This window comes from Cobetia sp. 1AS1 (genome assembly GCF_029846435.1).
Classification (GTDB): domain Bacteria; phylum Pseudomonadota; class Gammaproteobacteria; order Pseudomonadales; family Halomonadaceae; genus Cobetia; species Cobetia amphilecti.
Genome location: NZ_JARWKU010000001.1, coordinates 383,045 through 408,955, shown reverse-complemented (window position 1 = coordinate 408,955; position 25,911 = coordinate 383,045). Strand labels below are relative to the sequence as shown.

22 protein-coding genes are annotated in these 25,911 nt (G+C 64.5%); 9 read left to right on the top strand and 13 right to left on the bottom strand.

The annotated features are described in order from the left end of the window. Nucleotides 1-312 precede the first annotated feature (312 nt). The 4 genes from QD280_RS01790 to QD280_RS01775 all read left to right on the top strand — a co-directional run bounded on the left by QD280_RS01790 (nt 313) and on the right by QD280_RS01775 (nt 5,280). Nucleotides 313-1,062 carry a glutathione peroxidase gene (locus QD280_RS01790; RefSeq protein WP_107335176.1) on the top strand — a complete coding sequence of 250 codons (750 nt, stop codon included), beginning with the start codon at nt 313-315 and terminating at the stop codon, nt 1,060-1,062. A 113-nt stretch (nt 1,063-1,175) separates the two neighbouring features. Further along, nucleotides 1,176-2,660 (top strand): dihydrolipoyl dehydrogenase, encoded by a 1,485-nt coding sequence (locus QD280_RS01785; protein WP_279838127.1) that lies wholly within the window; start codon nt 1,176-1,178, stop codon nt 2,658-2,660. A 158-nt stretch (nt 2,661-2,818) separates the two neighbouring features. Further along, nucleotides 2,819-3,238, top strand: a complete 420-nt coding sequence (locus tag QD280_RS01780; RefSeq protein WP_043334523.1) for a CBS domain-containing protein — start codon at nt 2,819-2,821, stop codon at nt 3,236-3,238. Between the two features lie 614 nt (nt 3,239-3,852). Then, on the top strand, nt 3,853-5,280 hold the full coding sequence (locus QD280_RS01775) for a D-serine ammonia-lyase (protein ID WP_279838126.1): 1,428 nt from the start codon (nt 3,853-3,855) through the stop codon (nt 5,278-5,280). A gap of 4 nt (nt 5,281-5,284) precedes the next feature. Here the strand turns inward: QD280_RS01775 and QD280_RS01770 are convergent, their stop codons facing one another. After that, nucleotides 5,285-5,869, bottom strand: coding sequence for a VTT domain-containing protein (locus QD280_RS01770; RefSeq protein WP_279838125.1), 585 nt, complete (start codon nt 5,867-5,869; stop codon nt 5,285-5,287). A 151-nt stretch (nt 5,870-6,020) separates the two neighbouring features. Next, entirely contained in the window at nt 6,021-6,836 is an 816-nt protein-coding gene (gene glcC / locus QD280_RS01765; RefSeq protein WP_153635413.1) for a transcriptional regulator GlcC, read from the bottom strand. Nucleotides 6,837-7,226: 390 nt separating this feature from the next. Here glcC and glcD point away from each other — a divergent pair, with 390 nt between their 5' ends. The 4 genes from glcD to QD280_RS01745 all read left to right on the top strand — a co-directional run bounded on the left by glcD (nt 7,227) and on the right by QD280_RS01745 (nt 11,941). Beyond that, on the top strand, nt 7,227-8,726 hold the full coding sequence (glcD, locus tag QD280_RS01760; protein ID WP_279838124.1) for a glycolate oxidase subunit GlcD: 1,500 nt from the start codon (nt 7,227-7,229) through the stop codon (nt 8,724-8,726). Between the two features lie 151 nt (nt 8,727-8,877). Next, nucleotides 8,878-10,080: a glycolate oxidase subunit GlcE gene (gene glcE, locus QD280_RS01755; RefSeq protein ID WP_279838123.1), complete on the top strand. Its 1,203-nt coding sequence runs from the start codon at nt 8,878-8,880 to the stop codon at nt 10,078-10,080. A gap of 28 nt (nt 10,081-10,108) precedes the next feature. Continuing rightward, nucleotides 10,109-11,431, top strand: a complete 1,323-nt coding sequence (glcF, locus tag QD280_RS01750) for a glycolate oxidase subunit GlcF (protein WP_279838122.1) — start codon at nt 10,109-10,111, stop codon at nt 11,429-11,431. A gap of 102 nt (nt 11,432-11,533) precedes the next feature. Continuing rightward, nucleotides 11,534-11,941: a heme-binding protein gene (locus QD280_RS01745; protein WP_043334532.1), complete on the top strand. Its 408-nt coding sequence runs from the start codon at nt 11,534-11,536 to the stop codon at nt 11,939-11,941. Nucleotides 11,942-12,113: 172 nt separating this feature from the next. Here QD280_RS01745 and QD280_RS01740 read toward each other — a convergent pair whose 3' ends face one another. Then, the gene (locus QD280_RS01740; protein WP_279838121.1) at nt 12,114-13,019 is read right to left on the bottom strand and encodes a LysR family transcriptional regulator; all 906 of its coding nucleotides are present in this window, start codon (nt 13,017-13,019) and stop codon (nt 12,114-12,116) included. A gap of 194 nt (nt 13,020-13,213) precedes the next feature. Between QD280_RS01740 and mgrA the strand changes: the two genes are divergently transcribed. Continuing rightward, nucleotides 13,214-14,242: an L-glyceraldehyde 3-phosphate reductase gene (mgrA, locus tag QD280_RS01735; protein ID WP_192837910.1), complete on the top strand. Its 1,029-nt coding sequence runs from the start codon at nt 13,214-13,216 to the stop codon at nt 14,240-14,242. Nucleotides 14,243-14,367: 125 nt separating this feature from the next. Here mgrA and xylB read toward each other — a convergent pair whose 3' ends face one another. The 10 genes from xylB to QD280_RS01685 form a co-directional block, all read right to left on the bottom strand. Beyond that, a complete protein-coding gene (xylB, locus tag QD280_RS01730) occupies nt 14,368-15,885 on the bottom strand; it encodes a xylulokinase (RefSeq protein WP_279838120.1) in 1,518 nt (505 codons plus the stop codon). Between the two features lie 24 nt (nt 15,886-15,909). Next, entirely contained in the window at nt 15,910-16,611 is a 702-nt protein-coding gene (locus QD280_RS01725) for a nucleoside/nucleotide kinase family protein (RefSeq protein WP_318833280.1), read from the bottom strand. A gap of 59 nt (nt 16,612-16,670) precedes the next feature. After that, entirely contained in the window at nt 16,671-17,516 is an 846-nt protein-coding gene (locus QD280_RS01720; RefSeq protein WP_153635406.1) for an L-iditol 2-dehydrogenase, read from the bottom strand. A gap of 21 nt (nt 17,517-17,537) precedes the next feature. After that, the gene (locus QD280_RS01715) at nt 17,538-18,248 is read right to left on the bottom strand and encodes an HAD family phosphatase (RefSeq protein WP_279838119.1); all 711 of its coding nucleotides are present in this window, start codon (nt 18,246-18,248) and stop codon (nt 17,538-17,540) included. A gap of 41 nt (nt 18,249-18,289) precedes the next feature. Next, the gene (gene ugpC / locus QD280_RS01710; protein WP_153635405.1) at nt 18,290-19,537 is read right to left on the bottom strand and encodes a sn-glycerol-3-phosphate ABC transporter ATP-binding protein UgpC; all 1,248 of its coding nucleotides are present in this window, start codon (nt 19,535-19,537) and stop codon (nt 18,290-18,292) included. Nucleotides 19,538-19,744: 207 nt separating this feature from the next. Next, a complete protein-coding gene (locus QD280_RS01705; RefSeq protein ID WP_199852368.1) occupies nt 19,745-20,632 on the bottom strand; it encodes a carbohydrate ABC transporter permease in 888 nt (295 codons plus the stop codon). A 28-nt stretch (nt 20,633-20,660) separates the two neighbouring features. Beyond that, complete coding sequence (locus QD280_RS01700; RefSeq protein ID WP_043334545.1) at nt 20,661-21,548, bottom strand: sugar ABC transporter permease; 888 nt, start codon at nt 21,546-21,548, stop codon at nt 20,661-20,663. A gap of 248 nt (nt 21,549-21,796) precedes the next feature. Next, entirely contained in the window at nt 21,797-23,140 is a 1,344-nt protein-coding gene (locus QD280_RS01695) for a sugar ABC transporter substrate-binding protein (RefSeq protein WP_107335189.1), read from the bottom strand. 867 nt (nt 23,141-24,007) lie between these two features. Continuing rightward, nucleotides 24,008-24,964, bottom strand: a complete 957-nt coding sequence (locus tag QD280_RS01690) for a sugar-binding transcriptional regulator (RefSeq protein ID WP_043334551.1) — start codon at nt 24,962-24,964, stop codon at nt 24,008-24,010. A 181-nt stretch (nt 24,965-25,145) separates the two neighbouring features. Continuing rightward, on the bottom strand, nt 25,146-25,739 hold the full coding sequence (locus QD280_RS01685; RefSeq protein WP_082388794.1) for a Yip1 family protein: 594 nt from the start codon (nt 25,737-25,739) through the stop codon (nt 25,146-25,148). Nucleotides 25,740-25,911: the final 172 nt, after the last annotated feature.

Here is a 25,911-nt window from a genome sequence, read left to right as displayed (position 1 = left end):
TACCCACTACCTATGGCTGACAGGGGCAAATATCAAGTCTGTATAACTATTTCCGGCAAAAAAGCCGCTTGCCGGCCAGCACGTTCCTGCCGAGAACAAGGCCATGAGCCAGCACACGCCTGACTGTCAGCACCATCATCAAGAAAAGCTATCGCCTCGCTTGATGCAATCAAATTCACCCGCAAGAGGCTTGCCCCTAGACTGGCTCCAGTTTCGCAAGGCACTGATTTCTCATGCACTCGGCATTGTCATCGAGCCTCAGTCGCCTGCCATCCCCTTTAGATACGTCTCATCGAGACCGGAGCCAATTTCATGCAACTCGAATCACACGAAGGCCAGCAGGTCCCGAACGTCAGCTTCAAGATCCGTCGCGACGGCCGTCTGGTCGAGCGCACCAGCGAGGAGATCTTCTCGGGCCGCAACGTGGTGGTCTTCGCCCTGCCGGGCGCCTTCACCCCGACCTGTTCCTCCACTCACCTGCCGCGCTACAACGAGCTGGCCGATCGCTTCTATGCTGTCGGCGTCGACGAGATCGTCTGCCTGTCCGTCAATGACGCCTTCGTCATGGAATCCTGGGGCGAGCATCAGGAAGCCGAGAACCTGAGCCTGATCGCCGATGGCAACGGTGACTTCGCCGCCGGCATGGGCATGCTGGTCGACAAGAGCGACATCGGTTTCGGCAAGCGCAGCTGGCGCTATTCCATGCTGGTACGCAACGGCGTGGTCGAGAAGCAGTTCATCGAGCCGCAGAAGCCGGGCGACCCCTTTGAAGTCTCCGACGCCGATACCATGCTCGACTATCTGGACCCGGACGCCGGCCGTCCCAGCTTCGCTACCCTGTTCAGCAAGCCGGGCTGCCCGTACTGCGCACGTGCGAAGCAGATGCTCGACGAAGCACGCATCAGCTACGAAGTCATCGAAGTCGGCACCCGCGGCGTGACCTCACGCACCCTGCGCGCCATGACCGGCCAGGCCACCGTGCCGCAGGTCTGGATCGACGGCGAGCATGTCGGCGGCAGCGATGAAGTCGCCCGCTACTTCGGCAGCCTGACCAGCGCTTGAACGCATCACGCCGACAGGCCCCGATAACTTTCTCTTTTCATCACGCGCGGGCCACGCTCGCGCTTGAGACCCCATTGTCAGGTGCGCCGCTGGCGCGCCTTGAGGAGTACGACGTGAACGAACGCCAGGTTGAAGTCGCCATCATCGGTGCCGGCAGTGCCGGTCTGGGTGCCTATCGCGCCGCCAAGGCACACACCGATTCCGTGGTCATGATCGAAGGTGGCCCCTACGGCACCACCTGTGCCCGTGTCGGCTGCATGCCGTCCAAGCTGCTGATCAGTGCGGCCGAAGCCGCGCATCACGCCCGTGATACCGCACCGTTCGGCATCAATGTCGAAGGCGAGGTCAAGGTGGATGGCCGCGCCGTGATGGACCGCGTCAAGCGTGAGCGCGACCGCTTCGTCGGCTTCGTGGTCGAGTCCGTGGAAGGCATCCCCTCCCACGACAAGTTGCGCGGCAATGCGCGTTTCGAGACCGCCAACAGCCTGATCATCGGCGACAACGAGACCCGCGTCACCTTCGAGCGTGTCGTGATCGCCACCGGCTCACGCCCCAGCTACCCGGGCTTCTTCGAGAATGCCGGTGACCGCCTGATCATCAACGACAGCGTCTTCGACTGGGACGACCTGCCGGAATCCGTCGCCGTCTTCGGCCCGGGCGTCATCGGACTGGAGCTGGGCCAGGCGCTCACGCGTCTCGGCGTGCGCATCCGCATGTTCGGTGTCGGCGGTGCCATCGGCCCGCTGCGTGACGAGAAGCTGCGTGCCAATGCCGATCGCGTCTTCAACGAGGAGTTCTATCTCGACCCGGACGCCAAGGTCGAGAAGATCGAACGCGTCGAGGACGAGAATGGCGCCGGTGTCGAGATCATCTTCATCGAGCGTGGCAGCGAAGCACGTCTCACCGAGCGTTTCGACTACCTGCTCGCGGCCACCGGCCGTCGCCCGAACGTCGATCGCCTCAATATCGAGGCGCTGGGTCTGAAGCTGGACGAGCGCGGCGTGCCGATCTTCAATCGTCACACCCTGCAGACTCGTCTGAGCGACGACACGCCGAGCCATGTCTTCATCGCCGGCGACGCCAACAACGACCTGCCGCTGCTGCACGAAGCCTCCGATGAGGGTCGTATCGCCGGTGACAACGCCGGTCGCTTCCCCGAGGTGCGTGCCGGTCAGCGCAAGAGCACCATCGCCGTCGTATTCAGCGATCCGCAGATGGCCACCATCGGCCTCTCGACCGCCGAGATCGAACAGCGCTACGGTGCCTGCGACTGCTACGCGGTGGGCGAAGTCGACTTCACCGGCCAGGGTCGCTCCCGCGTGATGCGCATGAACAAAGGCATGCTGCGCGTCTATGGCGAGCAAGGCACCGGTCTGCTGCTGGGCGCCGAGATCTTCGGTCCGCGTGCCGAGCACCTCGCCCACCTGCTGGCCTGGTCCCATCAGCAACGCATGACCATCGAGCAGATGCTGGAAATGCCCTTCTATCACCCGGTGATCGAGGAAGGCCTGCGCACCGCGCTGCGTGACCTCAACGCCAACCTGCAGCTGGGCCCGGCCATCGTCGAGCGCTGCATGGAGTGCGGTCCGGGTGACTGATACCCCCTCAAGGCAACGGGACGCGCAGCTCACGCAGTGATGCCCTATGCTCTGAACAGATGTTGAATGTCGCCGGCAGTCACGAAAGTGGCTGCCGGCATTCATCGCACGGCTCCCTCACCGGAGAGTCGGAGAGCAGTGACGCAGGAGACCTGCCCATGAAAGCCACCCAGCTCAAGGTGCCCTCGACCCTTCGCGACATCATGTCCCGCGACTGTTATCGCGTGAAGGCACGCACCAGCATTCTCGAACTCGCCCAGGGTCTGACCCACCACCGTCTGCCCGGCGTGCCGGTCGTCGATGACCTGGACCGCCTGATCGGCTTCATCTCCGAGCAGGACATCCTCGGCAAGCTGCTCGACAGTGCCTATCACTGCGGCCAGCATGCCCAGGTCGGCGACCTGATGCGTCACGAAGTCCTCAGCGTCGGCCCGAATGACAGCATCACGGATCTGGCGCAGCACATGAATGGCCAGCGTCCCAAGGTCTATCCGGTGGTCGAGCAGGGCCGCCTGATCGGTATGGTCACCCGCCGCGATGTCCTGAGTGCCCTGCTGGTGATGCAGAACGGCTGTTGAGACAGTTCATCCATCAAGAAACTGCTTAGAGCCAGACCTTGTGCACAGAGCCCCCAGCGGTCATCACCGCTGGGGGCTCTGTACGTGATGGCTGAGAAAACCGAGTGCATCGAGAGCGCCTTCAGCATGCTTGCACCAGCAGGCCAACGCCTCGAAGATTACCCAATGGCTAATCAATCTCTGCCGCCAGCCTGACGCCCATCAATTCTCGCGCCGCAACCCGGGGCGGTGATTGTCATTGGGAAGCGCTGTGCCGCACCCTGCCACCAAGACCTCTGGTCACAGTGAAAGTCGCTGAAAGCTTGGGGATATTCGAACGTCCCAGGCGAAAACCTGTAAAATCCCGCGTATTTCAGGCATAAAAAAATCCGCCAGGAAAACCGTGGCGGACCAAAGAACAGTTAAAGCCAGACATAACATCGCGATAACATCATGTCCTTGCTTACTATGACTGCACCTTTTGCATTTCTATCCCGACGGTTGCCAAAAAATTCGGTCTTTTTTGTCACTGACCTTTACGGAATGTGAAAGCTGGGCTACGTGCGTTGCCAGTGGAAGACGCGCTAACCTGTGATCTGACCTGATCGCTGGATCGAGCCCCACAAGGACACCGCATGCCTGCCACGCCCCATGACCTCCACGCCCTGACGCTGCGTCACCCGGAAATCGCCAGCCTGATGGCCGGCCGCGAAATCGGCTGGCTCAACCCTGAACGCGTCGCGACCGCCAAGGCGCTCGCCTCACCGGCGCTGCAGGCGAGTGGCGTGGGAGCCCAGGACATCGAGGACGCCGACGCACGCCTGATGCGTTTCGCTCCCTGGATTGCCGAGGCCTTCCCCGAGACCGCCGCCGCGTCAGGGCGCATCGAATCGCCGCTGGTGGCGGCGCCCGGCTTGCAGCAGGCGCTGAGCGGCATAGCCTTGACCGCTTCTCCCCTCAGCGCAACCGAATCCCCGCTGCCCGGCCGCCTGATGATCAAGTGCGACAACGCCCTGCCCATCTCGGGTTCGATCAAGGCGCGCGGCGGCATCCATGAGGTGCTCAAGCATGCCGAGCGTCTCGCCATTGACGCTGGGCTGCTGCATCAGGAAGACGACTACCGCGCATTCCAGCGTGATGAGATACGTGACCTGCTGGCCGGCCAACAGGTCGTGGTGGGCTCCACCGGCAACCTGGGACTCAGCATCGGCATCATGAGCGCGCGGCTCGGCTTTCGCGTCACCGTGCACATGTCGGCGGATGCCAAGCAGTGGAAGAAGGACCTGCTGCGCGCGCGGGGCGCGGAGGTCGTGGAGCACAGCGGAGATTACGGCAAGGCCGTCGCCGCTGGGCGCCAGGAAGCGCAGCAGCCCAACGCCCACTTCATCGATGATGAAAGCTCGCGGGACCTGTTCGTGGGCTACGCCACGGCGGCCAGCCGCCTCGCGGAGCAGCTCTCGGCGCAGGGCATCCCGGTAGATGCCCGCCATCCGCTCTGCGTCTATCTGCCCTGTGGCGTCGGCGGCGGCCCGGGCGGCGTGGCCTATGGCCTCAAGCAGGTCTTCGGTGACGCCGTGCACTGCTTCTTTGCTGAACCGGTCAACTCCCCCTGCATGCTGCTGGGCATGTTGACCGGCGAACATGACGGCATCGCGGTCGAGGATATCGGGCTGGACAATCGCACTTGCGCCGATGGCCTGGCGGTGGGTCGCGCCTCGGCCTTCGTCGGGCGCGTGATGGCCCCCTTGCTCAGCGGCATCCATACCGTGCGCGATGAACATCTGCTCGAACTGCTCGCGCTGGCATATGACAGCGAAGGCCTCATGCTTGAGCCGTCCGCGCTGGCCGGCGTGCCCGGTATCCGCCACGTACTGCGCAATGATGCCCCCGAGTGGCATGCCTGGCGGACGGCCAACGGGCTGGATAACGGCGAGATGCAGGCCAACACCACCCATGTCGTCTGGGCCACCGGCGGCAGCATGGTGCCCGAGGCGATCTGGCAGGCCGACTATCAGCGCGGCAAGGCGTTGCTGTCGCAGGTCAGCACAAGCCGGCAAGAGTGAGCGATCAGGCGATGAAGGCCTGCCACAGCCACACGCCGGTCAGCGCCAGCCCGATCACTCCCAGCGGGCGCGAGTAGCGCTGCCAGAGCGCCAGCGCCTGATCCTCGACCAGGGCCACCAGGGCTGCCAGTCCGAAATAGCGCACCCCGCGCCCGATCAGCGCCGCCAGCAGGAACAACGCGACCGGATAGCCGCTGGCACCGGCGACCAGCATGGCGCTCTGGAAGGGAATCGGCACGATGCCGATCAGCATGATGGCAAGGAAGCCCTGCTCGCTGAAGCGCTGCTGGAAGGATTCGAAGGCCTGCTGCCCGCCGAAGAAGCCGATTAGCCCATCGCCCCACGTCGCCAGCGCGTAGGCCCCCAGATAGAAGCCCAGCAATGCTGCGGTCAGGTTGCCGGCGAGTGCCACCGCGGCCACGCGCCATCGGCGCTTGGGGTGGCGCAGCATCCACGGGATCAGAACGACCTCGATGGGAATCGGGATCAGCAGGGTTTCCAGCATCGAGGCGATGAACAGCCACAGCATGGCGTGGCGGGAGTGATTGAGGCGGTCGAGCCAATCACTCGCGGAAGAGAGTTTCCACATGAAGGCAGCACGTTGTCCTGGGCGATGAGCTGCCCACTTTGCCTTGAGTCCGCCCCGCTTGCCAGCCTGCTTGTCCGCCAGCGCGCACTCCAGTCCAGCCCCCATGCCAGCCAGCGCACACGCCTGAGCCTGAGCCAAAAACCCAGACGCGCTACTCGAAGCCTTCCAGCCGCATGGCCGAGCGCACCAGCCGCTCGTCCTCCGCCTCCAGCTCGCGCAGGTTGTCGCGAATGCTGTGCAGATGCTCAAGCGCCGCCTTCTCCGCCGCCTCCGGTTGCTGGTCCATCACCGCGCGGTAGATGGCCGTGTGCTGGGCATTGATCTGGCCGCGGGGAATCGGGCGATGGTAGAGATTGCGCAGCGAAGCGAACACCGAGCTGAGCAGCAGGTCATTGATGCCCTTGAGCGTATGCACCAGCACCGGATTGTGGGACGCCTCACAGATGGCGTGGTGGAAGGCGTGGTCGTGACGCGCCAGCTGCTGGGCATCCGGCAGCGCCTCATCGCCCGGCGCTGAGGACGCGAAGTCCGGCGGATACTCGCGCACGCAGGCCGCCATCGCCTCGTAATGACGCCGGATCAGCACTCTATCCGCCGGCGTGCCGCGCTGGGCGGCCAGTCGCGCCGACTGCCCTTCCAGCAGAGCCCGTACTTCCAGCAGGTCATACAGGGTGCGCGGCTGATCCCGAAACAGGTGCATCAGCGGGCTGATATCGCCGCTCGGCAACAGCGCCGCGACGCTCGAGCCCTTGCCATGGCGCGTCTCGATGATGCCCTTGCCACGCAACAGCCTGAGCCCTTCGCGCAGCGAGGCCCGCGAGATGCCCAGCCGCTCACATAGCCGGCGCTCCGAGGGGATCATCTGCCCGGGCTTGAGCACGCCGTCCAGAATCAATTGCTCCAGGCGTGCCGCCGCCTGATCCGCCGCGCGGGGGTCAGCTCCTGACTCGGCGATGGTTCGCAGCATCCTGCCCCTCCCCTTTTTGTGCTGAACAATTGTGTGCTCTGCCTTGATCAACCCGCTGGCAGCGCCTGGCGATTTCCGACTGGTCAGACCTGTCGATCAGCGGGCGCATAGCCGCTTGATGGCAGCGGGTGTGAGGCCAGTAAAGCGTGGTTTTCCTTGCGCAAACACTAGACGAATGTCTGGTCAGACCACTGATGTGAAGCATGGACAAGGCCGGGGAGGCAGGCCAGATTGTGGGCAGGTCAGGTGCGGCAGGTCAGTTGAAACAGATCAGGCAAGACAGATCCCTCTCGCCGGCGGAGTCGACAGGCGACTCGCTCGAAGCCCGCACCAGCCAACAGTAACGACAGACAGCAGCCGCGCAGACCCCAACCTCCCGGGAGGCAGTGCATGAATATCCTCTATGACCCGACGCTGGATGGACCGCTGGCCCAGCACGACAAGGGCCAGGTGCTGGCGCATCTCACCACCCTGCTGCCGGACCTGACGCTGCTGCACCGCGAAGAGGACCTGCACCCCTTCGAATGTGATGGCCTGTCCGCCTATCGCGTCATGCCGATGCTGGTAGTCCTGCCGGAGCGGGTCGAGCAGGTCGCCGCCCTGCTGCGTGAATGTCATGCGCTGGGCGTGCCGGTGGTGACACGTGGCGCCGGCACCGGGCTGTCCGGCGGCGCCTTGCCGCTGGCACAAGGCGTGCTGCTGGTGATGTCGCGCATGGCGCGGATTCTCGAGATCGATCCCGACGCCCGCACCGCACGCCTGCAGCCCGGAGTGCGCAATCTCGCCATTTCCGAGGCCGCTGCGCCCTTCGGGCTCTACTACGCGCCGGACCCCTCCTCGCAGATCGCCTGCTCCATCGGCGGCAACGTGGCCGAGAATGCCGGTGGCGTGCACTGCCTCAAGTACGGCCTGACCGTTCACAACCTGCTCAAGCTCGAGATGCTGACCATCGAAGGCGAGGCGATGACGATCGGCGCCGACAGCCTCGACTCACCCGGGCTGGACATGCTGGCGCTGATGACCGGCTCCGAAGGCATGCTGGGGGTGGTCACGGAAGTCACGGTGCGCCTGCTGCCCAGGCCCGAGACCGCCAAGGTGCTGATGGCGAGCTTCGCCGATATCGACAAGGCCGGCCGCGCGGTGGGCGACATCATCGCCTGCGGCATCATCCCCGGCGGGCTCGAGATGATGGACAACCTGGCGATCCGCGCCGCCGAGGACTTCATCCACGCGGGCTATCCGGTCGAGGCCGCCGCCATTCTGCTCTGCGAGCTGGACGGCGCCGAGGCCGATGTCGTGGATGACTGCGCGCGAGTCCGTGAGGTGCTGGAGCGCGCCGGCGCCACCGAGATCCGCCAAGCACAGGACGAGGCCGAGCGCGCGCGCTTCTGGGCCGGGCGCAAGAATGCCTTCCCCGCCGTGGGCCGCATGTCGCCCGACTACTACTGCATGGATGGCACCATTCCGCGCCGCGAGCTGCCCGCCGTGCTGAACGGCATCGCGGAGCTCTCGCGCCAATCGGGGCTCGCGGTGGCCAATGTCTTCCATGCCGGTGACGGCAACATGCACCCGCTGATCCTGTTCGATGCCAATCAGCCCGGCGAGCTGGAACTGGCCGAGGAGGTCGGCGGCAAGATTCTCGAACTGTGCGTGGCCGCCGGCGGCAGCATCACCGGCGAACATGGCGTGGGCCGCGAGAAGATCAATCAGATGTGCGCCCAGTTCAACCACGAGGAGATCAGCGTCTTCCATGCCGTGAAGGCCGCCTTCGACCCCGCTGGCCTGCTCAACCCCGGCAAGAACATCCCGACGCTGGCGCGCTGCGCCGAATTCGGTGCCATGCATGTGCATGACAACCAGTTGCCGCATCCCGATCTGCCGCGTTTCTAGACAGCTACCACGTGGCTGGACAGCTGCCGCGTGGCTGGACGGTTTCTCTGTCATGGACAGCTCTCGAATCCGCCGCCGCCTGACCTTTCGCTACCGGATCTTTCGCTATCGGACGTTCGCCACTTCATCGCCACTTCAATAGAGACATGCCATGCCAGAGCCAGATGATTCGCTCCAGGATCAGGTGCCAAGCCATGCCGAGTGCGCTACGCCTGCCGCCTGCCAGCCCCCACAGCAGCAGGATGCCAGCGAGGCACTCCGTGAACAGGTCCGCGCCGCCCATGAGGCGAGACGCCCGCTGCGCATCGCCGGCAGTGGCAGCAAGGCCTTCCTCGGCCGTGAAGTGGCCGCCGAGGAAGTGCTCGACATGCGCGCGCATCATGGCATCACCCACTACGACCCGGTGGAGCTGATGGTCTCGGTGCGTGCCGGCACCCCGCTGGCGACGCTGGAGGCCGTACTCGCCGAGCAAGGTCAGCACCTGAGCTGCGAGCCGCCCCACTTCGGCCCCGCGGCGACCGTCGGTGGCACGCTCGCCTCGGGACTCAGCGGCCCACGCCGCCCCTGGAGCGGCAGCCTGCGCGACCTGGTGCTGGGCACGCGCATCATCAGTGCCGACGGCAAGGCGCTGCGCTTCGGCGGGGAAGTGATGAAGAACGTGGCGGGCTACGACCTGTCGCGCCTGATGTGCGGTGCTCAGGGCACGCTGGGCGTGATCAGTGAAGTCTCGCTCAAGGTGATGCCGCGCCCGGTGGCAAGCGAATCGCTGTGTCTGGAACTCAGCCTCGCCGAGGCGCTGACTCGCCTGAATGCCTGGGGCCGCACGCCGCTGCCGATCACGGCGACCAGCTGGCATGACGGCCACCTCACCCTGCGCCTGGAAGGGGGCGAGCGGTCGGTCCAGGCCGGGTGCGAGCAGCTGGGCGGCGAGGCGCTGACGGCGGATCAGGCGACGGCGCACTGGACTGAGCTGCGTGAACACCGCCTGCCCTTCTTCAGCGCGCCGGGACCGCATCAGGCGCTGTGGCGACTGTCGCTGCCGTTGGCGCTGAACCACCTCGAGTGGCAAGCCGCCGTCAGCGAACTGCTGGGCGCTGTGGATGACACCAACTTGCTGTGTGACTGGGCGGGCGCCCAGCGCTGGCTTGCAAGCGCCGCCCCGGCCCAGCGCATCCGCTCGCTGGCCAGCCGGCTGGGTGGCCATGCCATCTGTTATACCCCGGGCACCGTCGCCGCCGAAGACAGCCCGCTGATGCCGCTGGCCGCCCCCAATGCCCGCTATCACCTTCAGCTCAAGCAGCAGCTGGACCCCCACGGCATCCTCAATCCCGGTCGCCTGTATGCCGAGATGTGACTCACGCCACGACAGGAGACGCACCTGAATGCAGACCCACTTCAGTGACGCCGCGCTTGCCAGACCGCATATCCAGCGGGCCGACAAGGTCCTGCGCAGCTGCGTGCATTGCGGCTTCTGCAATGCCACCTGCCCTACCTATCAGCTGCTGGGCGATGAGCGTGACGGACCGCGCGGGCGCATCTATCTGATCAAGCAGCTGCTGGAGAGCGACCCCGAAAGCCCGGACGCAAGTACCCGCCAGCAGGCCAGCGAGATCACCCGCGAGACCCAGCGGCATCTGGATCGCTGTCTGAGCTGTCGCAGCTGCGAAACCACCTGCCCGTCGGGCGTGCAGTATCACACCCTGCTCGATATCGGGCGTCAGGAACTGGAGCGCCGCGTCGGCCGCCCGTGGCGAGAGCGCCTGCTGCGCAGTGGCCTGCGCCATGCGCTGGTCGAACCCGCGCGCTTCAAGGCCCTGCTGGCACTTGGCGTGCGCTTTCGTCCCCTCGCGCCTGGCGCGCTGGCCGACAAGATCCCGCTGACCCGCGAGCGCGACCGTCAAGCCAAGCACCCGACTGCCCCTGTCACCGCGACGCCTTCTGATCAGGCGCTTCCGCGCCAGGTGCTGATGCTGGAGGGCTGCGTGCAACCGGGCCTGGCCCCCAATATCAACGCCGCCACCGCCCGCGTGCTGGCGCGCTTCGGCATCGGCGTCACGCCCATTCAGGAGGCCGGCTGCTGCGGCGCCATCGACTATCACCTCAACGCCCAGCAGGCCGGTCGCGCGCGCATGCGTGCCAACATCGATGCCTGGTGGCCGGCCATCGAGGCCGGTGCGGAAGCGATCGTGCAGACCGCCAGCGGCTGCGGGGCCTTCGTCAAGGAATATGGCGAGATGCTGGCCGATGACCCGGACTATGCTGAGCGCGCCGCACGCGTAAGCGCCCTGGCCCGCGATATCGTCGAGGTACTCGGCGAGGAGATCGCCCGCGATGATCGAAAGAGTCTCGCGGCCGCGCCCGACCAACAGCCGCTGGCCTTCCATTGCCCCTGCACCCTGCAACATGCCCAGGGACTGGGCGGCGAGGTGGAGAAGATCCTGTCGCAACTGGGCTTTACACTGGCGCCTGTCATGGAGGGCCATCTGTGCTGCGGTTCCGCCGGCACCTACTCGATCACGCAGCCGGAGTTGTCACGCCAGCTGCGAGACCGCAAGCTTGAGGCGCTGGAGGCCAACGGGCCTGCGCGCATCGCCACCGCCAACATCGGCTGTCAGACGCATCTCTCGAGCGCCGGACGCACGCCGGTGAGTCACTGGATCGAACTGGTGGATGATGCCCTGCCCGAGACGCTCCCGCAGAAATGAAGCGTCACTACCTGTTTCACTACCTGTTTCACTATCTGTTTCACTATCTGTTTCACTATCTCTTTCACTGTCCTTTTCCCTCACCACTGCCAAGGAAGCCCGATGATCACTCGCCACGTACTGACCCTCGCTGACGTCAATCAGATGCTGGACGCCGCCCAGAAGGAAGCCGAGGCCAATGGCTGGGCCGTCTCCATCGCCGTTGCCGACGATGGCGGCCACCCGCTGGGCCTGCGTCGCCTCGACGACACCCCGGCGATGACCGGCTACTTCGCCCAGGAGAAGGCCAAGAGCGCCGCCCTGGGTCGCCGCGAGACCCAGCTGTTCGAGGACTCCATCAACGGCGGACGCACCGCCTTCCTGTCAGCGCCGCAGCTTGAAGGCATGCTGGGCGGCGGCGTGCCGGTGATGGTCGAAGGCCAGATCGCCGGCAGCATCGGCGTGTCCGGCGTCAAGCCGGAGCAGGATGCCCAGATCGCCAAGGCCGGGGTCGCCGCACTGGGCCTCTGAGGCCCCGCCAGCCTGGATAAAGAGGCATCACCGGTCTGAATAAAAAGTCCTCACCGGTTTAGGTAAAAAGCCCTCGCCAGCCTGGATAAAAGAGGCGAATGAAAAGACCGCCGTGCCCGCCAGGGCGCAGCGGTCTTTTTGCACACGCCACTCTTGCGTCTGTGCCTTTCCGTCACGCCCCGCGAGGCGGCATGGCGGCTTCCACCGCCGCCATGAAGGCACGCAGCTTGCCCGACTGCGGCAGGCGCTGGGGATAGAGCATGTAGATGCTGTTGGGTTCGCCCTCCTCGTGCGCCAGCAGACGCACCAGACGGCCCTCGGCCAGCTCACGGTCGACCAGGTAATGGGCGACCCGGATGATGCCGGTATGACCCAGCGCCTGCTGCTTGAGCAGGCGGTGATCATTGATGGCCAATCCCCCCGCGAGACTGACCTCACCACTGGCCAGCGGCCAGCCGGACTGTCCTGACCAGACGTGGCAGCGATGATCGCCAAGCGCCGCGGCCGTGTGCGGCGTGCCATGCGCGGCAAGGTACTCGGGCGAGGCGCAGCAGCAGTGAACGTAATCGAGCAGGCGACGCGCGATCATGTTGTCCGGTGGCGTGCGCGTGGCGCGAAATGCCACATCAAATGGCTCGCGGGTCAGGTCATGGCTCTCGTAACTGACGTCCAGACGCAGCTCGACCGCCGGATGGCGCCCCTGAAAAGCATTGCAGACCTCGACCAGATAACGCTCGGCGAACAGCACCGGCGCCGTGATGCGCAACACCCCGCTGTAGCCCTGGCGCTCCGACTCACTCGTCTGCTCCAGGTCGTGTTCAAGCTCACGCTCCAATGCCAGCAGTTCGCCATGTACCGACTGCATGCGCTGGCGAATGCGCTCACCTTCCTCGGTGAGACGGACCGCCCGCGTGGTGCGGATCAGCAAGGGCGCCCCGATGTCCTGCTCCAGCCGCCGCACCTGCTCGGAAAGATGAGCACGCGACACGCCCAGCGCCTTGGCTGCCCGGGTGAAGCTGAGGGTTTCCGCCACCTGAGCGAACAACATCAGTCGCTCCACCTGCTTGTGATGCCGCATCCTGCCTGCTCCTCATGCCAGCCATCCGGAATTTCAGTGAACGAGCCTGCCACAGTATTGTACGCTCTGACGAACAATCTGTTCGTTCGCATGTGCTTATCAGACCTGCAGACGCGACCTAGACTGAAGGCGTCATCCGATGTCACCTCACCCCTGGGTGACATCGACGCCTCCACTCGTGAAAGGACTCCGCCATGCGCTATACCCCGGCTGAAGATCGCTACGAACGCATGCACTACCAGCGCTGCGGCAAGAGCGGCCTCAAACTGCCCCGCCTGTCACTGGGGCTCTGGCACAACTTCGGCAACAACGCCCACGAAGACAATGCGCGCGCCATCTGCCAGACCGCCTTCGATCTAGGCATCACCCACTTCGATCTGGCCAACAACTACGGGCCGCCGCCGGGCAGCGCCGAGGAAATGTTCGGTCGCATGCTCAAGCGCGACTTCGCCGGCTATCGCGATGAGATGGTGATCTCCACCAAGGCGGGCTATCACATGTGGCCTGGCCCCTACGGCGAATGGGGCAGCCGCAAGTACCTGCTCTCGAGTCTGGACCAGAGCCTCAAGCGCATGGATCTCGATTACGTCGACATCTTCTATTCGCACCGCTTCGATCCGGACACGCCGCTGGAAGAGACGATGGGCGCGCTTGACAGTGCCGTGCGTTCCGGCAAGGCGCTCTATGCGGGCATCTCCTCCTACAATGCCCAGCGCACCCGCGAAGCCGCCGCCATCCTGCGCGAGCTGGGCACGCCGTGCATCATCCATCAGCCCAGCTATTCGATGATCAATCGCTGGATCGAGGAAGACGGCCTGCTCGATACCCTCGATGACGAGGGCATCGGCTCCATCGTGTTCTCGCCGCTGGCCCAGGGCGTGCTGACCAACAAGTATCTGGGCGGCGTGCCACAGGATAGCCGTCTGGCACGCGGCGGAGCGATCAAGGAAGACCACCTTACCGAGGACAATCTGGAGCGGGTGCGCGCCCTCAACGCCATCGCCGAGCGCCGTGGCCAGTCGCTGGCCCAGATGGCCCTCGCCTGGGCGCTGCGCGGCAACCGCGTCACCACCGCACTGATCGGTGCCAGCCGTCCGGAACAGGTCAGCGATTGCGTCAAGGCGCTGGATCATCTCGACTTCACCCAGGCCGAGCTCGACGAGATCGATCGCTACGCCGTCGATGGCGGCGTCAATCTGTGGGCGCGCTCGTCCAATGCCTGAACTCGAGTCTGAGACGCGACTGATGCAATGGAGCGCGTGAAACACATCGCCCCCGCCGAGTGCGACTCGACGGGGGCGATGTGGTTTGGCGTGACGTGCTGATGTATTGAGCTCTGACAACGTGCTCAGCCGCCGGCGGCAATGCCGTGCTCGCTGGCCAGCAGCCCGCGGTAATCGGCGTAGCCCTTGCGGTAGGCGGCCACTCCTTCGGCCTGGGGCTGGGCGAGTGTCGCATGATCCAGCGCGACCAGCCGCTCGCAGAGTTGCTCAAGCGTCTCGCTGTGGCGGCCTTGACCCTCATTGCCTGACTGTCCCAGACACCAGCCCGCCTGAATCGCGGCGCCCAAGGCGGCGGCTTCGGTCACCTGCGGGCAGACCACCTCGAGGCCGAGAATGTCGGCCAGCATCTGACGCCACAGCGGACTTTTGGCGCCACCGCCCACCAGACGGATCTGGCGCGCCTCATTGCCCAGCGGCCCCATGCACTCGAGTGCGTAGCGCAGGCCGTAACTTGCGCCTTCCATGGTCGCGCGGCACAGGTTGGCCGGGGTGGCATTGCGACTGTCCAGCCCATGGAAACTGGCCTGGGCACGCGGCAGCATCGGCACGCGCTCGCCATTGAAGAACGGCAGCACCTGCACGCCCTCGGCTCCGCGCGGGGCACTTGCCACCTGGGCGGAGAAGGTGGCGATGTCGAAGCCGAACATCTCGCGTACCCGTGTGGTCGCCGAGGTCACATTCATGGTGCATACCAGCGGCAGCCAGCCACCATCGCTGGCGCTGAAACTGGCCACCTGAGGGTCGCAGCCGGCCGGATAGTCCGCCGACCAGGCGCATACCGTGCCGGAGGTGCCCATGCTGAGCGTCACCCGCCCCGGCGCGATGTTGCCGGTGCCGATGGCGCTCATCATGTTGTCGCCGCCGCCGCTGGAGACGATGACGTCGTCACGCAGCCCGAAGCGCGCGGCGATCTCGGGGCGAATGCGTCCGGCCGGCTCGTGGGAGTCGATCAATCGGGGCAGCACGCGCCGGGCATCAAGCTCCGGGGCGATCTGCGCGAAGACATCCAGATGCCAGCAGCGCCGCCGGGTATCGAAATAGCCGGTGCCCGAGGCATCGCCATATTCGGCGACGCGCTCGCCGGTCAGCCAGAAGTTGAGATAGTCATGCGGCAGCAGGATGCTGGCGATGCGCTGGTAGCGCTCGGGATGCCGCTCACGCAGCCAGGCGAGCTTGGAGGCGGTGTAGCCGGTCTGCAGCACCAGGCCGAGCGTCTCCAGACAGCCCGCCTCACCTCCCAGCGCCTCAATCAATGCGGCATTGTGCTCGCTGGTCTCGGTGTCACACCACAGCTTGGCCGGATGGAGCGGCACGCCGGCCGCATCCAGCACCACCATGCCATGCTGCTGACCGGACACCCCGATCGCCGTGATGCGCTGCGGGTCCAGCCACGAGGCGGCCAGTGCATCAGCGAAGGCGCCCTCAAGCGCCGCCACCCAGTCCTGCGGGTCCTGCTCACGGCGGCCGTTGGCGCCTTCCTGCAGCGCATGACTGCGCTGGCCCTGGGCCACGATGCTGCCGCAGGCCGGATCGACGATCACCACCTTGGTACTCTGAGTCCCACAATCAACGCCTACCCACATGGGGCTCTCCCTGCCATCCGTCATTCAGCGGTCTTCCCCATCGGGGCCGATGGGGGCATTCGCGAGGCGCCAACGCCAGTCGGCGTTGAGCGAGTCCTGCTTGATCAGGTGCGCGTTGAGCATGTCCTTGTGATGGGTGCGCTCGTGGGCACCGCGGGCATCCTGGCCCATCTCGCGCCAGCGATGCAGCAGGCGCGGCACCAGCACCTCATCCTCGATATCCAGAAAGATGCTGATATCGAACAAGCCGAGCAGCGCGTCCCAGGGCGCGTGGCGCAGCAGCAGATAGTTGCCCTCGACCAGCACGATGCGATGGTGGGTCTCGACCACGCGGCCACCGGCACGTGCCAGGTCCAGCGGGCGATCGAAGACCGGCACGGCGACCGGGCCATCATCGGCGCGCACCCTGACGAGATCATGATAGAGCCCGCGCGCATCGAAGGTCTCCGGTGCGCCCTTGACGTAGAGCAGGCCCTGCGGCGCCAGCACGGCATTGTCATAGTGATAGCCATCCATCGGCACCACCACGGCGATGCCGGGTTCCAGCGCATTGAGGGTCTCGCACAGGGATTCCGACAACGTCGACTTGCCCGCCGCCGGCGGGCCGGCGAGGGCCACGATGGTACGTGTGCGCTGACTGGAGGCGTGTTCCGCCAGCACACGGCTGGCCATGTCGTCCAACGAGGGCGACATGTGGGCCAGGCGAGAATCGGGTAAAGATGTCACGTGACTACCTCATTCATGGATGCGCACCCTTGCAGCGGGACGGAAGGTGTCTCTCATCCTTAGCTCATCCAGTTGCCACCGTCGACATTGAGTGTCTGGGCGACGACGAAATCGCTGTCTTCACAGGCCAGAAATACCGCGGCGCCGGCGTGGTCATCCGGCAGCCCCATGCGTCCATAGGGTACCGCCTCACCGACCAGACGTTTCTTCTCGCCCAGCGGGCGCTGTTCATGATGGGCGAACAGCGCATCGACCTGATCCCACATCGGCGTGTCGACCACGCCCGGCGCGATGCCATTGACATTGATGCCATGGCGGATGAGATCAAGCCCGCAGGACTGGGTCAGGCTGATCACGGCGGCCTTGGAGGCACAATAGGCGCTGACCAGCGCCTCGCCGCGTCGTCCGGCCTGCGAGGCCATGTTGATGATCTTGCCGCCCTGCCCGCGCTCGACCATCGTTCTGGCCACCGCCTGCAGGGTGAAGAACAGGCCCTCGACATTGACCGCCAGCTGGTGGCGCAGCATGCCCTCGCTGACCTCCAGCACCGGCGCCATGGCGAAGACGGCGGCATTGTTGACCAGGATATCGATCGGCCCCAATTGTGCCTGCACGCATTCCAGCATGCTCTGACGCGAGACGCTCGACGTCACGTCCAGCGTCACCGCCAGGACGCGTGCCTGTGGCCCGGCCTGCTCGCGCAGCTGCTGGGCGGCGCGCTCCGCCGCCTCGCCATTGATGTCCGCCAGCGCCACATAGGCGCCTTCGGCGACATAGCGGGTGGCGATGGCCAGGCCGATACCGCCCGCAGCGCCGGTGACCACCGCCACCTTGCCGGCGAGCCGGGCGCTGCGCGGCGAGGTCAGCGGCTCACTATTATTGGCCGACTCGGATAGCGTCTGCATGTTGTCACTCCCTGACGGTGCTCATGTGGCGCTCAGGTCGCTGGCCTGACCGATACGTAGCTGACTGATCAGAGCGCTGACCTCCTCCATGCTCGCACGGCTCTGCCAGGCACCCGCCTCCAGCTGACGCTGGGCGTGGCCCGGCGGAATATGCCCGGCGCCGGTGAAGCCGATCACGCGCAGACCGGCCGCGACCGCCGCGCTGACGCCGGCGAGGCTATCCTCGATCACCACGCACTCCAGGGCATCACGTCCCAGCTGACGCAGCGCCAGCTGATAGACGTCCGGCGCGGGCTTGGGGCGGGCGACCTGCTCGGCCGTGAAGAGCGGCACCGAACCCAGCCAGCGATCCAGACCGGTGGCGGCCAGCGAGGCTCGCACTCGCCGCTCGGCACTGTTGGACACGATCGCCACGGCCACGCCATTCGCCAACAGTCCGCCAAGCAATTCCGCCATGCCGCTGATGGGCGCAAGTTCCTTTGCCAGACGTGACTCGATGGCGTGGTCGATGCGCTCCATCGCCTGCGGCGGCAGAGTGTGAGTACTCATGGCCTCCAGATGGCCCAGGATGGCCTCGGTGGTCATGCCCAGCGCCGCGCGCAGCTCGGCCTCGGTGTCGAGGTCCGGCAGCCACTCACCCAGCTGACGCGACAACTCCTCCTCGGCCAGCACTTCGCTGTCCACCAGCACGCCGTCACAATCGAAGATCACCTGCTGCAAGGGTGTACTCATCTCATCCTCCTCTCTGGCTTCCCGATTCGCGGCTGCGCGGTTCATGCGCGGGCTTCCTGTGCGGCGCTGGCACTGGACAGGGAATTGTCCTGACGCGTCAGGCTGGTCAGCGGGTGACGGTTGAGATTCTGCAGCGCCAGCCCTTCACGGGTGAAGAGGTGCGCACGCTCGGTATCGAAGCCGTAGCGGATGCTGTCACCCACGCGGCTGTTGACGTCGCCATCTGCCATCAGGATCCAGCCGCTGTCGGACTGCTCGTCGGACTTGAGGCCGCCGATCGGTGCATCGCCGGAACCATCCGGAGTCGCCAGGTACAGGGAGGTCACCCCGCCCAGACGCTCGATGACCTGAACCTGGCCGCTGAACGGGCCTTGCGCGTCGAGCATCAGGTGCTCGGGGCGCACGCCCAGCGTCAGGCTGTCGCCGACGATGACCGAGGCACCATCTTCGGTCTGGCTCACCACCGGAATCAGGCGCTCGCTGCCATCGGGCAGGCGCACCGTGACACCCTCGCCGGCCACGCCAGTGACGGTGATGTCGAGGAAGTTCATCTTAGGCGAGCCGATGAAGCCGGCCACGAAGCGATTGCGCGGGTGATGGTAGAGCTCCATCGGCGAGCCGACCTGCTCGACCACGCCGCCCTGCAGCACGACGATCTTGTCGGCCATGGTCATGGCTTCGACCTGATCGTGGGTCACGTAGATCATGGTCGCCTTGAGCTCGGCATGCAGGCGCGCCAGCTCGATGCGCATCTGCACCCGCAGCGCGGCGTCCAGGTTGGAGAGCGGCTCATCGAACAGGAAGATGCTCGGGTTGCGCACGATGGCGCGGCCGATGGCGACACGCTGACGCTGCCCACCGGACAGAGCCTTGGGCTTGCGGTCCAGCAGCGGCCCGAGCTGCAGCACCTCAGCGGCGGCGTTGACCTTCTCGGCGCGCTCTTCCTTGGAGACGCCGGCGAGCTTGAGGCTGAAGCCCATGTTCTCGCCCACCGTCATGTGCGGATAGAGCGCGTAGCTCTGGAACACCATCGCCAGGCCGCGCTCGGCCGGGCCGATATCGTTCATGCGCTTGCCATCGATCAGGATGTCACCGGAGGTCGCGTTCTCGAGACCGGCGATCATGCGCATCAGCGTGGACTTGCCGCAACCGGACGGGCCGACGAAGACCACGAATTCCTGGTCCTTCACTTCCAGATCGACTCCCTTGATGACCTGGGTGGTGGAGGCGCTGGCGCCGCTGCCGGAGGTGAATTCCTTGACGATGTTCTTGAGCGTGAGTGTGGACATGGGAAGTTTCCTTATCCGCACCTGCCCGAGGGCAGGTGATGGCAAATTTGGGTGGCATGGCAAGGGTGCAACATGCGTGTGGCTCTCGGCCGCCTGCGCTGATCCGCTATCAGTCAATGTTCATCAGCCAATGTGGCGCAGGCGGCGTACCTCTCTGTGGCTTTTGCGTCTTGCGTGTGCGTCTTGCATGTCTATGACTGGCGCGGATTACTTGACGGCGCCGAAGGTCAGGCCGCGTACCATCTGCTTCTGGGTCATCCAGCCGAAGATCAGGATCGGCGCGATGGCGAGCGTGGAAGCCGCGGACAGCTTGGCCCAGAACAGCCCTTCCGGACTGGAGAAGGACGCGATGTAGGCGGTCAGCGGTGCGGCGTTGGAGGTGGTCAGGTTCAGGCTCCAGAACGCCTCGTTCCAGCTCAGGATCACGCACAGCAGACCGGTGGAAGCGATGCCCGGCAGGGTCAGCGGCAGCAGCAGGTGGAAGATCTCCTGCAGGGTGCTGGCGCCATCCATGCGCCCGGCTTCGAGGATGTCCTTGGGAATGTCCTTGAAGAAGGTGTAGAGCATCCAGACCACGATCGGCAGGTTCATCAGCATGTAGATGATGATCAGGCCGGTGCGGCTATCCAGCAGTCCCAGATCGCGGAAGATCAGGTAGACCGGCAGCAGCACGCCCACGGACGGCAGCATCTTGGTCGACAGCATCCACAGCAGTGTCCCCTGGGTGCGCTTGGTGGGCAGGAAGGCCATCGAGTAGGCGGACGGAATCGCGATCAGCAGCGCCAGCAGCGTTGCCCCGAGCGAGATCACCACACTGTTGAGGGCGTACTTGAAGTAGTCCGCACGTGCCTGGATCTCGATATAGCCCTCGACGCTGGGCGTGAAGAACAGGCTCGGCGGCGTGGCGATCGCCTCGGCCTCGGTCTTGAAGCTAGTGAGGATCATCCAGAAGATCGGGAAGAACATCACCAGCGCGATGGTCCAGGCCACCAGGGTCAGGACAAGCTTCTTGTTGATCACGCTGCGGCGCGCGCGACTGGCGCTGACGGCAGCGCTGGCGGCGGCCACGGAATTGGAAGTTGAAGTCGACATCATTGAGTCTCCCTGTGCTGAGCGCTTGTCATCAGTTCTCGAGATTCTTGGCGACGGTACGCACCAGGAAGAAGGCCACGATATTGGCCAGGATGATGGCGATCACGCCACCGGCGGAGGCACCACCCACATCGAAGTCCAGCAGGGCGCGGATGTAGATCAGGTACGCCAGGTTGGTCGAGGCAAGCCCCGGACCACCGGAGGTGGTGACGAAGATCTCGGCGAAGATGGTCAGCAGGAAGATCATCTCGATCATCACCACCACGCTGATGGCACGCTTGAGGTGCGGCAGGGTGATGTAGAAGAAGATCGCCACCGGCCCTGCCCCGTCCATGCGCGCCGCCTCGACCTGGTCGTCATCGAGTGACTGGATGGCGGTCAGCAGGATCAACACCGCGAACGGCAGCCACTGCCAGGTGACGATGATCACGATGGAGGTCAGCGGCAGGCTGGCGAACCAGTCGATGGCCGGCAGACCGAACAGCCCGGCGACCCAGGCCAGAATGCCGTTGACCGGGTGCATCATCATGTTCTTCCACACCAGGGCACTCACGGTGGGCATGATAAAGAACGGCGCGATCACGAACAGGCGCGCGACGCCGCGGCCGAAGAATTCCTGCTGCAGCAATACCGCCAGCAGCGTGCCGCCGACCACGGTGGCGACCAGCACCCAGCCCACCAGCAGCAAGGTGTTGCCCATGGCGGTCCACAGGGACGGGTCGGTCAGCAGGTAGTAATAGTTGTCGACGCCGGCAAAGCCGGACACCGACGGCATCATCAGGTTGTAACGCTGGAAGGAGAACCACAGGGTCATGACCAGTGGTACCAGCATCCACATCAACAACAGGCTTACGGCTGGGGCTTGCAGCGACAGGGTTCGCAATCCCCCGACGGTGCGTCCGGATGCTCTCGTGCGCATGGTGAGTCCTTCGATACGGTGAGGAAGTCAGGCAATGCGGTGGGCTTCAGGCCGAGGCTCCCCGTGCCACGCCGCGAGGGCGTTGCAGGAGTCTCGAGAAGAAGGGGGTACCGCGGGTGCCGGACGGGGCTCCCGCCGTGCTTCGAGTCAATCTCTGTTGAGGCTCTAGGCAAGACGGGAGGCCATTGCAACGTTCAGATCAGATCGGTTGAGACCAGATCCGTGGGGATCAGATCGGCTGGATCAGATCAGTAGCCCGACTGGCGCATGGTGCGCTCGGTGGAACGCTGGGCGGAGGACAGTGCCTGCTCGACCGACATCTGGCCGGCCAGCGCCGCGGCGATCATCTGACCCACCTGGGTACCGATGGACTGGAATTCCGGGATGGTCACCATCTGCACGCCGACATAGGGCACCGGCTCAAGCGTCGGGTCAGTCGGGTCGGCACTGGTGATGGCGTCCATCACGAAGCCGGCAAAGGGTGCGGCGTCCTTGTAGGACTGGTTCTCGTAGGTGGAGACACGGGTGCCCGGCGGGATGCTGGCCCAGCCTTCACGCTCGCCGACCAGATTCACGTATTCCTGGGAAGTGGCCCAGGTGATGAAGGTCTGGGCGGCATCCTTGGACTTGGAGGATTCCGGAATCGCCAGCGCCCAGGACCACAGCCAATGCGAGCCCTTCTCCGTCTTGGCGATCGGTGCCGGCGCGAAGCCCAGCTTGTCGGCCACGGAAGATTCCTTCGGGTTGTAGAGCTTGCCGGCCGCCGAGGTAGCGTCGACCCACATGCCGCACTTGCCGCTGGAGAACAGTGCCAGGTTCTCGTTGAAGCCGTTGGAAGTCGCGCCCGGCGGGCCGTACTTGCCCATCATGTCGACGTAGAAGTTGATAGCCTCGCTCCAAGCCGGGGAATCCAGCTGCGGCTCCCACTCTTCATTGAACCAGCGACCGCCGAAGCTGTTGACCATGGTACCCAGCACCGCCATGTTCTCGCCCCAGCCCGGCTTGCCGCGCAGGCAGATGCCGTAGACGCCTTCATCCGCGGAGTTGAGCTTGGCGGCCCAGTCGTTGACCTGGCTCCAGGTCGGCTGCTCCGGCATCTCGATACCGGCCTGCTCGAAGAGGTCCTTGCGGTAGTAGAGCATGGAGCTTTCGCCATAGAACGGCAGCGCGTAGAGGCCCTTCTTCTCGCCTTCGGTCACGCTCAGACCATCACGCACCGGCTTGATCAGGTCATCGACCTGATAGTCCTCCGGCAGGTTGTCGAGCTTGGTCAGCCAGCCATGCTTGGCCCAGATAGGCACTTCATAGGTGCCGATGGTCATGACGTCGAACTGGCCACCCTGGGTCGCCACATCGGTGGTCAGACGCTGGCGCAGCACGTTCTCTTCCAGTACCACCCAGTCGAGGGTGATGTCCGGATGCGCCTTCTCGAATTCGCTGGTCAGGCTCTGCATGACCACCATGTCGGCGTTGTTGACGGTCGCGACAGTGATGGTCTCGGCACTGACCTGGGCGCTGAGCGGCGCCAGGGCAGCGACACTGGCGAGCGAGAGCAGATGACGGCGGGACTTGGTGATGTGAGGTAGGCGCATGAGGGCACTCCATCGGGGCGTTATTGGCATTGTTCTTTTCGAGGGCAGCGGCGCCTTGAGCACCGATACCTTCCCATCAACCGGCTTGGTGAACGGATGTCCTGGCGAGACATCGCGACGCAAACACGTTCGATCAAAACGTCATTCAGTGAACAAATGATCGGATCAGACCTGTGAAAAAGCAAACTCTGAAGCGCTATACCTTGGGCTATACAACCTTGGGATCTGATCCTTTGGGTGTAGGCCACAAGGCGGCATGGCCACTGAGCTTGCGTGCAATTCAGCATAGACAGACATTAGCGTTAAACGAAACAACGCAGACCACGATTGCCGCCCCGATTCTTTATCATTGAGGCGAACAAACGCGTCCGATTGTCAGACAAGAGAAGGCAGTGTTCGCCCCAAAAGTCATGGCTCCGACGCAAGGATGGGAGAACGAAGAGAAAATAAAGAGAGGACAAAGAGCGAATCAAGAGAGAGCAAAGGGCAAGAAAAAAAGCAGGTATCGAGGAGAAATAGCAAAGGAATGGCGAAGGAATGGCGAAGGAGTGACGGAGAAACAGCAGAGCAATAGCGCCGGGAAGGTAACGGGAACGCCTGGGCATCACGCGGGCTACGACAATGCTGAACCCTGACCACGATAACGTCACCAAGAACGATACCAAGAACGACACCAGGAGCAAGGCATGGGGCCATACGCCCCGCCCTGCTCCCGATGACTCGCTCGGCGCCTTGTACGGCGTCTTGCACGACGTGTATCCACGGGAGCCTGTCATCGGGAGCCAGTCGTCAAGCGCAAGCCGTCAGCAGAAAACCATCAGGCTGCAGACATCTCGATGAAACTGTACGAAGACGGCAGTTCTCTGCTCACTCCTTGAGGGCCGCGCAGACCCGCTGGGCAGCCACCTCATCGATGATCAACCCTTGCAGCCAACCACCGCGCAATGCACTCAGGATGGCCGGCACCTTGTCGTGCCCGCCCGCCAGCCCGATCAGCGGCTGCGCCTTGAGCGAGGTCAGCGGCACACTGGTGATGCGCTGCGCCAGCGGGCAATCGATCAGCCGGCCATGGGTGTCCAGCGGCCAGCCCATCAACTCGCCCACGGCACCGACTTCCATCAGCTCATCGCGCTCGGCGGCGCTGATGAACTGATCCTGGAACAGCGTCGCCTGGGCATCGAGACGCCCGATGCCGATCATGCCCACATCGGCCTCACAGGCAACCTTGAACACCGCCTTGACCAGATTCTGCCCCTGCAGCGACTCCTTCTCCTCGATGCTGGCCGCCACCACGGGCGCGGGTAGCAGGAAGCGATCAGCGCCGATCTTGTCCGCCAGCAGCATCACGCCGTCATAGCGGTTGGATGAGCCATCCAGCGCCACATTGCCGACCAGTGACACGATGCGATGCTGGGGGCGCTCGCTGCGACTCAGCGCTTCCACCGCCGCGCGCACCGCACGCCCGGTACTCAGCGAGATGGTCTGCGGCTGCTGGCGACCGAGATAGAACGCCAGACGTTCGGCACCCGCCACCGCCAGATACTCCGCGATGCTCTCCGGTGACTGGGTGTCCGAGGGCACCACATCGCAGAAGCTCAGCCCGAAGTGCTCCACCAGCGTATCCGACAGCGCCATGCTGCTGGCCACGGGATGATCGATGGAGATCTTGACCAGCCGCTCCTGGCGCGCCAACGACAGCAGGCGCTGCACGCCGGGGCGCGACACCCCCAGCTGAACCGCGATGTCATCCTGGGTCCGTCCACCGACATATGACAACCATGCAGCCCGCGCAGCCTGCTCCAGTCGCTGTTCAAACTTGTCCATGCGCTTTCTTCCACACTGTCGATTGAGTCCAACACTTTCCACGCCGCCGCCACCGAGCACAAGTGCCACGCGCCAACCCGCGCGCAAAACGACAACGCCCCGCCGATGAAGGCGAGGCGTTGCAGAGACGCTTTTTCGCGCCGATGGCATCAGCAGACTGACGCCTACGTGCCGCGAAGGACTACATGAACCAGCGTGCGCCATACCCCCACAGCAGCACGGTGACCGCCAGCAGGCCCTCCAGGACCAGCACCCCGATCCCCAGTGTCGACCCGGTGACGAGGAAACCTTCCTTGTTGGAGATGTCGAGCAGTGGCGGGATGCCCAGATACAGCAGGTATGCGCTGTAACACAGGCCAATGGTGCCCGCGAGGATACACACCCAGATGACGGGATAGAGCGCGACCAGCCCCGCGAGGAACATCGGCGTGGCGACATAGCCCGCGAAGATGATGCAACGTCGGCGGCTGGGGTGCCCCGAGAAACGCTGCGAGAGCATGTGAATGACAGTGCCCATGAAGCCGATCGCTGTCAGTATGGCGATATAGAACGCGATACCGGCGAAGAAGGCATCCAGTGGCTCCAGAAGAATGGCGTGGCCTTCCGTCAGGCTCCAACCGAACTGCGTGGTCCCGATATAGGCACAGATGACAGGCACCAGCGCCATGAGCAGCACATGATGTGCGTAGAGGTGGGTGATGGATTCGTGTTCCTTGCGGATGGTCTGCCATTCCCGTTGCGGATGCGCCATCAAGCCCCATACGTGGGTCAGCATGTGGTCTACCTCCCGTTGACAGTCGTCGACAATCCGGCCATGCGGTCCCGGCGCGGAGTTCGTGTCAGGGCAGTTGCACAGCCATGATTTGAGCGTAGACCACATTGCGCCAACTGGCAGTTCAACGCCCGTTGCCCCTACCGAATCGTGCCGGTGCAGGCGTGAAACAGGC

Bases quoted from the DNA above. Each gene is read 5' to 3' on its own strand.
- QD280_RS01700 (WP_043334545.1), bottom strand. From the start codon at position 21,548: ATGCGCACGAGAGCATCCGGACGCACCGTCGGGGGATTGCGAACCCTG.
- glcE (WP_279838123.1), top strand. From the start codon at position 8,878: ATGCCAGAGCCAGATGATTCGCTCCAGGATCAGGTGCCAAGCCATGCC.
- glcF (WP_279838122.1), top strand. From the start codon at position 10,109: ATGCAGACCCACTTCAGTGACGCCGCGCTTGCCAGACCGCATATCCAG.
- QD280_RS01685 (WP_082388794.1), bottom strand. From the start codon at position 25,739: ATGCTGACCCACGTATGGGGCTTGATGGCGCATCCGCAACGGGAATGG.
- mgrA (WP_192837910.1), top strand. From the start codon at position 13,214: ATGCGCTATACCCCGGCTGAAGATCGCTACGAACGCATGCACTACCAG.
- QD280_RS01775 (WP_279838126.1), top strand. From the start codon at position 3,853: ATGCCTGCCACGCCCCATGACCTCCACGCCCTGACGCTGCGTCACCCG.
- ugpC (WP_153635405.1), bottom strand. From the start codon at position 19,537: ATGTCCACACTCACGCTCAAGAACATCGTCAAGGAATTCACCTCCGGC.
- QD280_RS01790 (WP_107335176.1), top strand. From the start codon at position 313: ATGCAACTCGAATCACACGAAGGCCAGCAGGTCCCGAACGTCAGCTTC.
- glcC (WP_153635413.1), bottom strand. From the start codon at position 6,836: ATGCTGCGAACCATCGCCGAGTCAGGAGCTGACCCCCGCGCGGCGGAT.
- xylB (WP_279838120.1), bottom strand. From the start codon at position 15,885: ATGTGGGTAGGCGTTGATTGTGGGACTCAGAGTACCAAGGTGGTGATC.
- QD280_RS01705 (WP_199852368.1), bottom strand. From the start codon at position 20,632: ATGATGTCGACTTCAACTTCCAATTCCGTGGCCGCCGCCAGCGCTGCC.
- QD280_RS01695 (WP_107335189.1), bottom strand. From the start codon at position 23,140: ATGCGCCTACCTCACATCACCAAGTCCCGCCGTCATCTGCTCTCGCTC.
- QD280_RS01740 (WP_279838121.1), bottom strand. From the start codon at position 13,019: ATGCGGCATCACAAGCAGGTGGAGCGACTGATGTTGTTCGCTCAGGTG.
- QD280_RS01715 (WP_279838119.1), bottom strand. From the start codon at position 18,248: ATGAGTACACCCTTGCAGCAGGTGATCTTCGATTGTGACGGCGTGCTG.
- QD280_RS01690 (WP_043334551.1), bottom strand. From the start codon at position 24,964: ATGGACAAGTTTGAACAGCGACTGGAGCAGGCTGCGCGGGCTGCATGG.
- glcD (WP_279838124.1), top strand. From the start codon at position 7,227: ATGAATATCCTCTATGACCCGACGCTGGATGGACCGCTGGCCCAGCAC.
- QD280_RS01720 (WP_153635406.1), bottom strand. From the start codon at position 17,516: ATGCAGACGCTATCCGAGTCGGCCAATAATAGTGAGCCGCTGACCTCG.
- QD280_RS01780 (WP_043334523.1), top strand. From the start codon at position 2,819: ATGAAAGCCACCCAGCTCAAGGTGCCCTCGACCCTTCGCGACATCATG.
- QD280_RS01770 (WP_279838125.1), bottom strand. From the start codon at position 5,869: ATGTGGAAACTCTCTTCCGCGAGTGATTGGCTCGACCGCCTCAATCAC.
- QD280_RS01745 (WP_043334532.1), top strand. From the start codon at position 11,534: ATGATCACTCGCCACGTACTGACCCTCGCTGACGTCAATCAGATGCTG.